Below are 11,567 nucleotides of genomic sequence, written 5' to 3' on the forward strand. Positions count from 1 at the left end.
GATGGCCGCCTTCGTGCGGAGATCAGGCGATCAGGCCTTGGCGCCGACGGGCTCGGCGTCTTCGCGCTCGGACTCGTCGATGAACGGCAGGCCCGCGCGCTCGGCGTCGTAGAGCTCCTCGTCGAGGATCCCTTCGCGCTTCGCGACGATCGCGGGGACGAGCGCCTGGCCCGCGACGTTGACCGCCGTGCGGCCCATGTCGAGGATCGGGTCGATCGCGAGCAGCAGGCCGACGCCCTCGAGGGGCAGGCCGAGCGTCGAGAGCGTCAGCGTGAGCATGACGGTCGCGCCGGTCGTGCCCGCGGTCGCGGCGGATCCGACCACCGAGACCACGACGATGAGCAGGTACTGGATCAGGGTGAGCTGGATGTCGAAGAACTGCGCGACGAAGATCGCGGCGATCGCGGGGTAGATCGCGGCGCAGCCATCCATCTTGGTCGTGGAGCCGAACGGGACCGCGAACGACGCGTACTCGCGCGGGACGCCGAAGTTGCGCTCGGCGACGCGCTGCGTGAGCGGCAGGGTGCCGATCGACGAGCGGCTGACGAAGCCGAGCTGGACGGCGGGCCACACGCCCGTGAAGAACTGCTTGATCGAGAGGCCGTGCGTCTTCACGAGGATCGGGTAGACAACGAAGAGGACGAGGGCGAGGCCGATGTAGATCGCGAGGGCGAACCATGCGAGCGACGTCAGGCGCTCCCAGCCGTACTCGATGACCGCGTTGCCGATGAGGCCGAGCGTGCCGATCGGGGCGATGCGGATGATCCACCACACGACGCGCTGGATGACCTTCAGCAGCGACTCGGTGAAGACGAGGAACGGCTCGGCCTTGCGGCCCGCGCGCAGCGCGGCGGCGCCGACGACAGCAGCGACCACGATGATCTGCAGGATGTTGAAGTTGACGCTCGAGGTGAGAGCGCCGTCTTCGGCGGCGTACGTCGAGACGCTCAGGCCGAGGAAGTTCTGCGGGATGAGGCCGAGGAGGAAGTCCCACCACGAGCCGACGCGCGACGGCTCGGAGGTCTCCAGGCCCGCGCCCGCGCGGTTGCCCGGCTGGAGGAGGAGGCCGAGGCCGATGCCGATGACCACGGCGATGAAGGCCGTGATGGCGAACCAGAGGATGGTCTGGCCCGCGAGGCGCGCGGCGTTCTGCACGCGACGCAGGTTGGAGATGCTCGCGACGATCGCCGTGAAGACGAGCGGCACGACGGCGGTGCGCAGGATCGTGACGTACGAGCTGCCGATCGTGTCGAGGGTCGCGGCGAGCGGGTTCGGCTCGCCGTCTGCGCTCGCGCCGATCGAGCGGCCGACGAGGCCGAGCACGATGCCGACGACGAGGGCGGCGATGATCTGGAAGCCGAACGAGGTGTAGAAGGGGCGCTTCGCCTTGATGGGGCGCGCCGACGCGGTGCTGCTGCTGCTCATGATCTCCTGTGGCGGCGGGGATCTCCCACCCGGCACGAGGGTCTACTTTAAATCCGCCTGAATAGGTGAGGGGTCGATGAGGCGCAGGAAGTCGTCACGTGACGACATGTGTCGGAGACGGTGGATGGCGCGGGGCGCGACAGTCAGACCGCGCTGCGGCGGGCGTCTGACCTCGGGGTCGTGAACATCTCGGGAGTGAGTCCGTCGATGAGGTCGCCCGGCTCGACGCCGAGGGCCGCGGCGATGCGCACGAGCGAGTGGATGTTCATCATCGACCGGCCGCTCTCGTAGCTGCGGATGTTCGACGAGTCGATGTTCGCCTCGACGGCCAGCTGGTCCTGCGTCTTCGTCTGCCGCCGGCGGATCTCGGCGATGCGCTCGCCCACGTAGGCGGCTGCAGCGGAGGACACGCGGGGCACCAGACAAGCGTTGTCGGCACCGGTATCTCGCGCCAGGGTCGGAGGTACCGGGTACAAGTACACTCATGCACATGTATGAGGGTTCGACGCCATGACGTCGGGGGAGCGGCTGGTCAAGTCGCGACAGCGGGTTTCGGATCACGGCGAGGTGTTCACGCCCCGGTGGCTGGTGGACGACATGCTCGATCTCGTCAAAGGCGAGACGGAGCGCATCGACTCGCGCTTCCTGGAGCCCGCGTGCGGTTCGGGCAACTTCCTCGTGCCCGTGCTCGAGCGCAAGCTCGCCGCAGTCCAGGCGCGGCACGGCCGCAGCGACTTCGAGAAGCGCCACTACGCGCTCTTCGCGCTCATGTGCATCTATGGCATCGAGCTGCTGGCGGACAATGCGCAGGAGTGCCGAGAGAACCTCGCGGGTACTTTCGCCCGGTATCTGAAGCTCGACGCGGAGGATCAGGTCTGGGTGCGGGCGGCGCAAGCGGTGCTCGCGGCCAACATCGTGCAGGGTGACGCGCTGAAGCTCACCGATGCGCGCGGCGAGCACATCATCTTCCCCGAGTGGGGGTACCTCGGTCGCGGCAAGTACCAGCGACGCGACTTCCGCTTCGACAGCCTCGCCCGCAAGGCGGCGTTCGACGGCCTCTTCGCCGCGTTCGAGGAGCATGACGTCTTCGCTCCCGTGAAGTCCTACCCGGCGATGACGGTGCAGGAGATCGCGGCATGAAGACGAACGTCGTCAAGCCCCAGGACGTCTTCTTCAATCCGGTTCGCCTCGTCGTGCCACTGTTCCAGCGCCCGTACGTCTGGTCGCAGGAGACGCAGTGGGAACCGCTCTGGCGGGACATCGTGCGTCTCATCGAGGTGATCGAGCGGCACGATGCGGCGGCGACTCATTTCCTGGGCGCGATCGTCATCCAGCAGGTTCCCGTCGGCCTGGGGGCCCTCCCCGCATGGAACGTCATCGACGGCCAGCAGCGGCTCACGACCCTCCAGATCCTCCTCGACGCGCTCCACGCGGAGCTGGAGCGGCGGGGATGGTCGAACCTGGCTGGCCGCGTCCACTCCCTCGTCGAGAACCCCCGCGACCACTGGGACAGCGCGGAGGATCGGTTCAAGCTGTGGCCGACGAACCGCGATCGCGCCGGCTTCACGGCGGTGATGTCCGCTGCCTCGCCGATCGACTACGACGCACTTGCGGCGACCCGCCTCCGAGACGGCCATCGCTTCTTCGCGGAGTCGATTGTCGCGTGGCTGGGCGATGGCGACGACGCCGAACGACGTGCGCGCATGCTCGTGGCGACGGTCACCGAGCGACTCGAGATCGCGAGCATCAGTCTCGATGCGAATGAAGACGCGCAGGCGATCTTCGAGACGCTCAATGCACGCGGCACTCCGCTGTCGGCGGCGGACCTCATCAAGAACTTCGTCTTCCAGCAGATCGACGCGGGGCAAGCCGAGCGTGCGTATCTCGCCCATTGGGCCGATTTCGAGACGCCCTGGTGGGAGACGGAGATCACGACTGGCCGGGTCAAGCACACCCGCTCCTCGCTCTTCCTGTGGCAGTGGCTCGTGGCGCGGACCCGCGAGGACTTCCCGATCCGCGAGGTCTTCACGCAGTTCAAGCACTATGTGACGACGGCGGAGAAGGACGTCGCAGCCCTGCTTCCGAGGATCAAGGCGTCTGCCGATCGCTACCGGGCCGTGATCGAGGGCGCACAGCGTCCCGATGGGCCGCTGGAGCGCATGGAGCTTTTCGGCTACCGCGTCGGCACGCTCGATTCAGAGGTCGCCCGTCCGCTGATGATCTGGCTCGACGAGCCGGAGCAGTCCGACATCCCTGAGCACGATCGCAACAGGATCCTCGAGGCGCTGGAGAGCTGGTTCGTGCGGCGGGCGCTCGTGAGGGCACCGTCCCAGGGATCGAATCGGTTCATCGTCGATCTGCTGGGTCACCTCTCGGCGAGGTCTCCGCTCGAGGTTGCCGACGCGGCGGTGGCATTCCTCGCCGCGAATCACACAGCGGTGGGGTACTGGCCGAGCGACGACGAGGTGCGTGCTGCGCTCGTCGACGCGACGGTGTATTGGGATCACCGGCGCGGGCGGCTGCGCATGGTGCTGGAGGCGCTCGAGGATCATCGGCGCGGATATCCCAACGGCATGCGGCTCGCGATGGGGCCGATCGTCCGTGGCAAGGGGACGATCGAGCACCTCATGCCGCAGGGCTGGGCGAAGCACTGGGATGACGGGCTGAGCGACGAGGCGCTCTCGGCGCGCGATCGAGCCGTGCAGACGCTGGGCAATCTCACGATCGTCACGCAGTCGCTCAACAGCCGCGTCTCGAACGCGACGTGGGAGCGCAAGCGTGAGCACTTCCTGGCCTCCGACGACGTCCTCATCACGAAGCAGGCGCTCGCGATGTCGACGGACGGTGTCTGGGACGAAGCGCGGATCGCCCAGCGCACGGACCAGATGATCTCGCAGATCCTCGAGATCTGGCCGGTGCCAGAAGGCCACGTCGGACTGAATCCCGGCGAGCGACGCGCGCAGGCCAAGGTCTCTGTCGACCTGGCAGAACTCATCTCAGCGGGATGGCTCGAGGCGGGCTCGTCGCTGACGGTGCAGCGTGCCGGCTACGACGCCGTCGTCGCAGCCGTGGCTCAGGACGGACGGGTGTTCGTGGGCGACAGCGCCTATGACACTCCGTCTGCCGCGGCGCGCGCTGTGCTCGGGCGTCACGCGAACGGATGGCAGTTCTGGGGCATTGACGGAGGTGTCTCGCTCGCCGACGTCCGCGAGCGGTACCTCGCGAGCCTCGGCGAGGCAGACGTCGACCTGGCGGAGGAGGCGTGAGCGCGCCGATCGTCGAAGGCAAGGCGACCTTCGCGCTGCACGGGCACAACCCTGATGTGCTGACGTGCATCGCGAACCTCTCCAATGACGAGGTGTTCACGCCGCCGGAGTTCGCCAACCAGATGCTCGACACTCTCGAGCAGGCGTGGGCGGAATCGAATGACGGTGCCGTCATCTGGGCTGATCCAACCGTCACGTTCCTCGACCCGTTCACGAAGTCGGGGGTCTTCCTGCGCGAGATCACGAGGAGGATGACGGATGGCCTCGCAAATGTGATTCCGGATCTCGAGGAGCGGGTCGACCACATCCTCACGAAGCAGGTGTTCGGCATCGCGATCACTCAGCTGACGGCGCTGCTCGCTCGACGCAGTGTGTACTGCTCGCGAGACGCGACCGGCCCGCACTCGATCGCGAAGAGCTTCGACCGCGACTGGGGGAACATCTGGTTCGAGCGGACGGAGCACACCTGGACGGGACGCAAGCGGGAACGCCGCGCGCATCCGGTCACCGGCGAGGAGCAGATGGTCGCTGTCGTCGGGACAGGGCGATGTGAATACTGCGGTGCGTCCGAAGCCGACTACTCACGCGGCGATGCTCTTGAATCGCACGCTTACACGTTCATTCACACCGACGACATCAAGGCTCGCATGGCCGAGCTGTTCGGAGACGACATGCAGTTCGACGTCATTATCGGGAATCCGCCGTATCAGCTGAGTGATGGGGGATACGGCACCTCCGCCGCACCGATCTACCAGCTGTTCGTCGAGAAGGCGCTCGAGCTCGATCCTCGTTTCGGCGTGTTCGTGACACCGTCGAGGTGGTTCGCCGGAGGCAAGGGTCTCGATGCGTACCGCGAGAGAATGCTCAGCGACCATCGCATGCGGGCCATCATCGACTACCCGAAGTTGTATGAGGCGTTCCCCGGGGTGAAGATCCGCGGCGGCATCTCCTACTTCCTCTGGGACCGAGATCATGAGGGCCCCTGCAGAATCCAGACGATGTGGGACGGCGAGCCGATCGGCGAACCGGTCGAACGCTACCTCGACCAGTTCGATGTGCTCGTACGCCGAAACGAGGCGGTCCCGATCCTGGAGAAGGTGCGCGCACGGCGTGAGCCGACACTCGATGCTCGCGTCTCCAGCCGCAAGCCTTTCGGTCTTGCCACGAATTTCAAGGGCGTGAACTCTCCCGACGGGATGAAGCAGCCCGTAAAGCTCTTCGCCAATCAGCGCATGGCGTGGATCGAGCGCGACGAGCTCCCGATCAACGCGGACTGGGTCGACGAGTGGAAGGTGCTCATGACTGCGGTCCAAGGCACAAGCGCCGCCGTCGAGACGAAATTCCTCTCGAAGCCGATCGTCGCCGAGCCGGGTGTGGCATGCACCGAGACCTACCTCGTCGCCGGTCGATTCAGGTCAGAGGTAGAGGCCCATCGATATGCCTCGCTTCTACGTACTCGGTTCGCTCGATTCCTCGTCTCCTTGCGCAAGCCGACGCAGCACGCGACCAAGGATGTTTACGCGTTCGTCCCAGACGTCCCGCTGGACCGCGACTGGACGGACGAACTCCTCTACGAGCGCTACGAGCTTTCCGAGGACGAGATCGAGTTCCTCGAGTCGCAGGTCGCGGCTCATGACGAGGCGGCGCCCGTGCTGGGCGAAGCGGACGAGTCGAGCGATCTCGACAGCGAGGGCTGAGCGCCATGGTTGCGAAGCCGCTGAAGGATCTCCTCCCGACCAAGCCTGCGACCCGCCTGCGCATCTACGCTTACGCCATCCACGACGACGCGCACGCGGGGCTGCTGAAGGTCGGCCAGACGACGCAGGATGTGAAAACCCGTGTCGCTCAGCAGTTGAAGACCGCGGCGATCGAGAACTACGAGATCGTCCTCGATGAGCCGGCTGACCGTCGCGATGGGTCCGTGTTCCGCGACCACGATGTGCGGGCGCGCCTCAAGAAGAAGGGGTTCGCGAATCCCCAGCTCGAGTGGATGCGCTGCTCGGTCGAAGACGTTCGCACGGCGATCGCAGAGCTCCGGCTGCACAAGGAGTACGAGGGCACTCCGACCCAGAGCTTTCCCATGCGCGCCGAGCAGCAGGCCGCCGTCGACAAGACCTACGAGTACTTCCAGTCCCGATGGGCTGAGGATTCCGACGCCGTCCCGGAGTTCCTCTGGAACGCGAAGATGCGCTTCGGCAAGACCTTCACGACGTACCAGCTCGCGAAGAAGCTCGGGGCCAAGCGCGTGCTCGTGATGACGTTCAAGCCGGCGGTCGAAGACGCATGGGAGCAGGACCTCAGGAGCCATGTCGACTTCGACGGATGGCAGTACCTCTCGCGGGCGACCGGTGGTGACCCGTCGACGATCGAGGGCGACCGGCCGCTTGTCTTCTTCGGCTCCTTCCAGGACCTCCTGGGGCGCGACAAGGCGGGAGGCTTCAAGCCCAAGCATAAGTGGCTGTCCGACGTGGCGTGGGATCTCGTCGTGTTCGACGAGTACCACTTCGGTGCGTGGCGCGACACCGCCAAGGAGCTCTTCGAGGGCGAAGACGAGAAGGCCCGCAAGAAGGCGAGCGAGCAGGAGTTCGGCGCGGATCTCGAGACGTTCGCCGAGGAGCTCGAGGAGCGCGGCAGCGAAGAGGACCAGTTCGTCCCCGTGCGCGCGAACGCGTACCTCTACCTCTCCGGCACTCCCTTCAAGGTGCTGAACGAGGGGCGGTTCATCGAGGAGCAGATCTTCAACTGGACCTACACCGACGAGCAGCGGGCGAAGGCGGAGTTCGCGGCCGCCCACCCGGACGAGCCCAACCCCTATGCGCCGCTGCCGGAGATGCGGCTTCTGACGTACCAGATGCCGGACGAGCTGCTGGCGATCGCGAGCCAGGGCGAGTTCGACGAGTTCGACCTCAACGCCTTCTTCGAGGCGAAGGGAACCGGGGATGACGCGGAGTTCGTGCACAAGGACGACGTCCAGAAGTGGCTCGACATCATCCGGGGAGAGTACGCCCCGACTCAGCTCGACGCGCTGAAGGCCGGCACGAGGCCCCCGTTCCCCTACTCCGACACGCGCCTGCTGCCGCACCTGCAGCACTCCATCTGGATGCTTCCCCGTACGGCGTCGTGTGCCGCCATGGAGAATCTGCTGGCGGAACCGCAGAACGCATTCTGGCGCGACTACCGAGTGATCAATGTCTCGGCCCCGAATGTGGGCGTCGGCCTGGACGCGCTGCCTCCGGTGCGCAATGCGATCGGCAGCGGCTTCGATACCAAGTCGATCACCCTCACGGTCGGCAAGCTGACGAGCGGCGTGACCGTGCCGCAGTGGTCGTCCATCCTCATGCTGCGGAACCTGCAGGCGCCAGAGACGTACTTCCAGGCGGCCTTCCGCGTCCAGTCGCCCTGGACCATCCGGAATCCCAACGGGGACGATCCGAACGCGATCGAGATCTTCAAGCCCGTCTGCTTCGTGTTCGACTTCGCGCCGACGCGGGCCCTTCGTCAGATCGCGGAGTACGGTCGCGGACTTTCGCCTGAGAACCCGAACCCGGAGAAGGCGGTCGAGGAACTCGTCAGCTTCCTGCCGGTGCTTGCCTACGACGGCTCCCACATGACGCAGGTGGACGCGGCCGGCATCCTCGACATCGCGATGTCGGGGACATCCGCCACCCTGCTTGCGCGCAAATGGGAGTCGGCCATCCTCGTGAACGTCGACAACGCGACCCTCAAGAAGATCATGGCGGATGAGCGCGCCATGGCCGCCGTCATGAACATCGAGGGCTTCCGAGCGCTCGGTGCCAACATCATCGAGACGGTCGTCAACAAGAGCGAAGCCGTCGGCAAGACGAAGAAGGAGAAGGGCGACGACATCACTCCCGCCGAGAAGAAAGAGCTCTCGGCGGAGGAGAAGGAGTACAAGTCCAAGCGGAAGCAGATCCAGGAGAAGCTGATCAAGTTCGCGACGCGGATTCCCGCGTTCATGTACCTGACGGACTTCCGGGAGAACACGCTCTACGACGTCATCACCAAGATCGATTCCGACCTGTTCCAGTCGGTCACCGGCCTCACCGTAGCCGACTTCGAGCTGCTGGTCTCGCTGGGTGTCTTCAATGCGGGGCACATGAATCAGGCAGTGTTCGCTTTCCGCCGATATGAGGACTCGTCGCTGTCGTACACCGGGATCGAATCGCACAAGGGCCTGCGTCGGTACGGGCTCTACGACACGGTCGTCGCGATCGAGGCGAGCTGAGTTGCCGTGATCGTCGTCGTCCATCGTGCTCGCGTCGCGACAGCCGGCGGCATGGCGCCGGTCGGGGTGTGGGCGATCGAGGGCGATAGGCCGGAGTCGTACTATCCGCCTGAGAATGAGAGGTTCCGAGAGCGCGGATGGAACGCGCTGACCGCCCAACCGGGGCTTCCGCTCGAGGAGTGGGCTCGGTTCAAGGCCTCGTCGTCTCCGGCGTGGCGGCTCCACGATGACATCGCGACGGTGACCCTGATCGCGACGGTCGGCGTCGAGTATGTGTTGAGGGCGATCTTCGTCAGCGAGCGGGATGCTCACGAGGCGAGAGGCCATGCCGTCGAGCTGATGGCGAGCCATCCGCGTGATGAGCCGACTGTGCATCGGGGCGGGGCGCATCAGAACGTCCTCGCTGCGTCTTGGTATGTCGCGTCGGTGCTGACGCGTCGTCATCCGGATCTGGTCGTGCATGAGACGCATCCCGGCGGTGGCCTCTATGACGTCCTCATGGTCGTGAAGGAGCAGGACGTCGGCTTGCCCCATGCGGTGTCGCGACCGCGCGTCATGCTGAACCGCGCCGGGTCCCTGCAGGTGCATCGGGGCCAATCCGAGATGCGGAAGGTCGCCGATTGGGCGGACGTGCTCCTGGGCGCGGGTGTGGGCCGAGTGGTCGCTGAAATCGAGGCAGCGGCCGATTGGGCGCAACCCTTCTCCGTTCCGACGGCGACGGCGCGAGGCCTGGCGTATCGCTTCATCTCGACGGCCTTGCACATCCTCGGAGGGGAGCGGCACCTCTGGGACGCCCGCAGCGAGCACATCGACTCCTCCGGAGTCGACGCCTCACGACACCACCATGTCGATGCCTTTCCTTCCGTTCTCGAAGAGGACGAGAAGGCGCGCCGTCTGGGCACAGCGAGTGCGCCCTACAGCCGACTCTGGGTCCTGCTGCGCGACGAGGAGCCGGTGGCCGTCGTGACGACTGCGGGGCGGCTCCATCGTCGATCGCAGGCTCCGGTCGATCTGCTCGCGGCGTACGGGAAACACGGCGCGCGAACACGCCGGATGACCTCGGCGCTTATGAACCGCTGGCTGTAGCCGGCCGGCAGAGGGGGACTCAGCATGCAGGTGAAGAGAACGCTTGAGCAGCACATCGCGGTGTTCGGAGAGAGCGGCAGCGGCAAGACCGTCCTGCTCTCGTCGTTCTACGGGCCGAGTCAGGAACCGGGATTCCAAGAGCAGAACCTGTTCGCCCTGTCTGCGGACCGCTTCGGCCAAGGCACGCAGCTGCACCAGAACTACCTCGGGATGCGCGACTCGAGGCGTGTGCCGTCGGCGAACAAGTTCAAGTCGACCACCTACGAGTTCTCGGTGAGGCCGAAGCGGGCTGGTGATAAGCGCAATCCGAAGGTCGATCCGTTCGATTCCCTTCGGCTCGTCTGGCATGACTACCCGGGAGAGTGGTTCGAACAGGACGTCGAAGGCGAGGAAGCGCAGCGCCGTGTCGACACTTTCCGGGCGCTCCTGACCTCGGATGTCGCACTCCTCCTCGTCGACGCACAGCGACTCGTCGACAATGCGGGGGAGGAGGAGCGCTACCTGAAGTCGCTGTTCGCGAATTTCCGCAACGGAATCACGCTACTGAAGGACGACATCCTTCCCGACGGTCAGCCGCTCCTGGACTTCCCGCGTATCTGGATGCTCGGGCTTTCGAAGTCAGACCTCATCCCGGAGCTCGACGTCTTCGCGTTCCGGGATCTTGTCATCGGCAAGGCCGGCGACGACTTGAACATGCTCCGCGAGACGATTGCGACGATGGTGCAGTCATCCGACGCGCTCTCCGTCGGGGAGGATTTCGTGCTCCTGTCGTCCGCGAAGTTCACACCGGAGAAGATCGAACTCACCGAACGGGTCGGCCTGGACCTGATCCTTCCGATCGCGGCGATGCTGCCGCTCGAACGCCACGCGCACTGGGCCGCGTCGAAGCAGTTCCTGGTGTCGGACAAAGTCGTGGATAACCTGCTCAGCGGGGCGGCCGCGATTGCCGGGCTTCTCATCGGACGCCGGGTCAACCTGCCTGGACGGATCGGGGTCGCGGTCGACTTCCTCGCCTCCAGGCTGACGAAGGAGCACCTCAACCTCGCAGCGAGGCTCGCGGGCGAGAAGCTGAAGGAACTCAACGCCGCAGCGATCGCGCGGCGCGACTATCTCGCCGCGATCCTCACACGATTCCGGATGAACCTGGAGCGGGGAGAGCGCGACCGCGTGCTTCTTCGGAGCGAGCGATGACCGTCGTCTGGGCGACCCGCGGCCGCGAATGGGGGTTCCGATTCCTGCTCAAAGGCGGACTCAGCGATCCGCTCCCCGTGTACGAGGATGCGTTCCGCACGTTGCAGGGAGCAGCCGAAGGATGTGAGCGCTCAGGAGACCTGACCGCGTTGCGGCTCGTGGACCCGGAAGGACGCGTTGACCGCGCCGGCCGCCCCATCGCGCATGACTTCGTGCTCCTCGATGACTCCGCGGCAGGCGTCGTCTCAGTCGAGGATGGCTTGCGGATTGTCTGGCCGCGCGTAGCGGACCGGTACGCACGCGTCTGGGACCTGCCCGCCGCCCCGGACGCTCTCGGCTGAGGGCAGGTCCTC

At 65.8% G+C, this 11,567-nt stretch carries 9 protein-coding genes; 7 read left to right on the forward strand and 2 right to left on the reverse strand.

The genetic code is table 11. From position 1 onward, the window contains the following. Positions 1 to 30: 30 nt before the first annotated feature. On the reverse strand, positions 31 to 1,425 hold the full coding sequence (locus tag ACOWU6_RS02350) for a dicarboxylate/amino acid:cation symporter (protein WP_421074577.1): 1,395 nt from the start codon (positions 1,423 to 1,425) through the stop codon (positions 31 to 33). A 143-nt stretch (positions 1,426 to 1,568) separates the two neighbouring features. Further along, positions 1,569 to 1,844, reverse strand: a complete 276-nt coding sequence (locus ACOWU6_RS02355; RefSeq protein WP_271173157.1) for a helix-turn-helix domain-containing protein — start codon at positions 1,842 to 1,844, stop codon at positions 1,569 to 1,571. Positions 1,845 to 1,935: 91 nt separating this feature from the next. Between ACOWU6_RS02355 and ACOWU6_RS02360 the strand changes: the two genes are divergently transcribed. Genes ACOWU6_RS02360 through ACOWU6_RS02390 form a run of 7 tightly spaced genes read left to right on the forward strand, consistent with a single transcriptional unit; the run spans position 1,936 to position 11,555 of the window. Then, positions 1,936 to 2,565 (forward strand): N-6 DNA methylase, encoded by a 630-nt coding sequence (locus tag ACOWU6_RS02360; RefSeq protein ID WP_421074578.1) that lies wholly within the window; start codon positions 1,936 to 1,938, stop codon positions 2,563 to 2,565. Continuing rightward, complete coding sequence (locus ACOWU6_RS02365; RefSeq protein WP_421074579.1) at positions 2,562 to 4,691, forward strand: GmrSD restriction endonuclease domain-containing protein; 2,130 nt, start codon at positions 2,562 to 2,564, stop codon at positions 4,689 to 4,691. Before ACOWU6_RS02360 ends, ACOWU6_RS02365 begins: the two co-directional genes overlap by 4 nt. Further along, positions 4,688 to 6,388, forward strand: coding sequence for an Eco57I restriction-modification methylase domain-containing protein (locus ACOWU6_RS02370; RefSeq protein ID WP_421074580.1), 1,701 nt, complete (start codon positions 4,688 to 4,690; stop codon positions 6,386 to 6,388). Before ACOWU6_RS02365 ends, ACOWU6_RS02370 begins: the two co-directional genes overlap by 4 nt. A gap of 5 nt (positions 6,389 to 6,393) precedes the next feature. After that, a complete protein-coding gene (locus tag ACOWU6_RS02375; RefSeq protein WP_421074581.1) occupies positions 6,394 to 8,937 on the forward strand; it encodes a GIY-YIG nuclease family protein in 2,544 nt (847 codons plus the stop codon). 6 nt (positions 8,938 to 8,943) lie between these two features. After that, a complete protein-coding gene (locus tag ACOWU6_RS02380; protein ID WP_421074582.1) occupies positions 8,944 to 10,023 on the forward strand; it encodes a hypothetical protein in 1,080 nt (359 codons plus the stop codon). A 24-nt stretch (positions 10,024 to 10,047) separates the two neighbouring features. Next, positions 10,048 to 11,214, forward strand: a complete 1,167-nt coding sequence (locus ACOWU6_RS02385; protein ID WP_421074583.1) for a TRAFAC clade GTPase domain-containing protein — start codon at positions 10,048 to 10,050, stop codon at positions 11,212 to 11,214. Further along, positions 11,211 to 11,555, forward strand: coding sequence for a hypothetical protein (locus tag ACOWU6_RS02390; protein ID WP_421074584.1), 345 nt, complete (start codon positions 11,211 to 11,213; stop codon positions 11,553 to 11,555). Before ACOWU6_RS02385 ends, ACOWU6_RS02390 begins: the two co-directional genes overlap by 4 nt. The last annotated feature ends 12 nt before the right edge of the window (positions 11,556 to 11,567 follow it).

Source organism: Microbacterium sp. SA156, from assembly GCF_049065455.1.
GTDB classification, from domain to species: Bacteria; Actinomycetota; Actinomycetes; order Actinomycetales; family Microbacteriaceae; genus Microbacterium; species Microbacterium barkeri.

Excerpts from the sequence above, each read along its gene's own strand:
- ACOWU6_RS02375 (WP_421074581.1), top strand. The coding sequence starts at position 6,394 with ATGGTTGCGAAGCCGCTGAAGGATCTCCTCCCGACCAAGCCTGCGACC.
- ACOWU6_RS02385 (WP_421074583.1), top strand. The coding sequence starts at position 10,048 with ATGCAGGTGAAGAGAACGCTTGAGCAGCACATCGCGGTGTTCGGAGAG.
- ACOWU6_RS02365 (WP_421074579.1), top strand. The coding sequence starts at position 2,562 with ATGAAGACGAACGTCGTCAAGCCCCAGGACGTCTTCTTCAATCCGGTT.
- ACOWU6_RS02390 (WP_421074584.1), top strand. The coding sequence starts at position 11,211 with ATGACCGTCGTCTGGGCGACCCGCGGCCGCGAATGGGGGTTCCGATTC.
- ACOWU6_RS02360 (WP_421074578.1), top strand. The coding sequence starts at position 1,936 with ATGACGTCGGGGGAGCGGCTGGTCAAGTCGCGACAGCGGGTTTCGGAT.
- ACOWU6_RS02350 (WP_421074577.1), bottom strand. The coding sequence starts at position 1,425 with ATGAGCAGCAGCAGCACCGCGTCGGCGCGCCCCATCAAGGCGAAGCGC.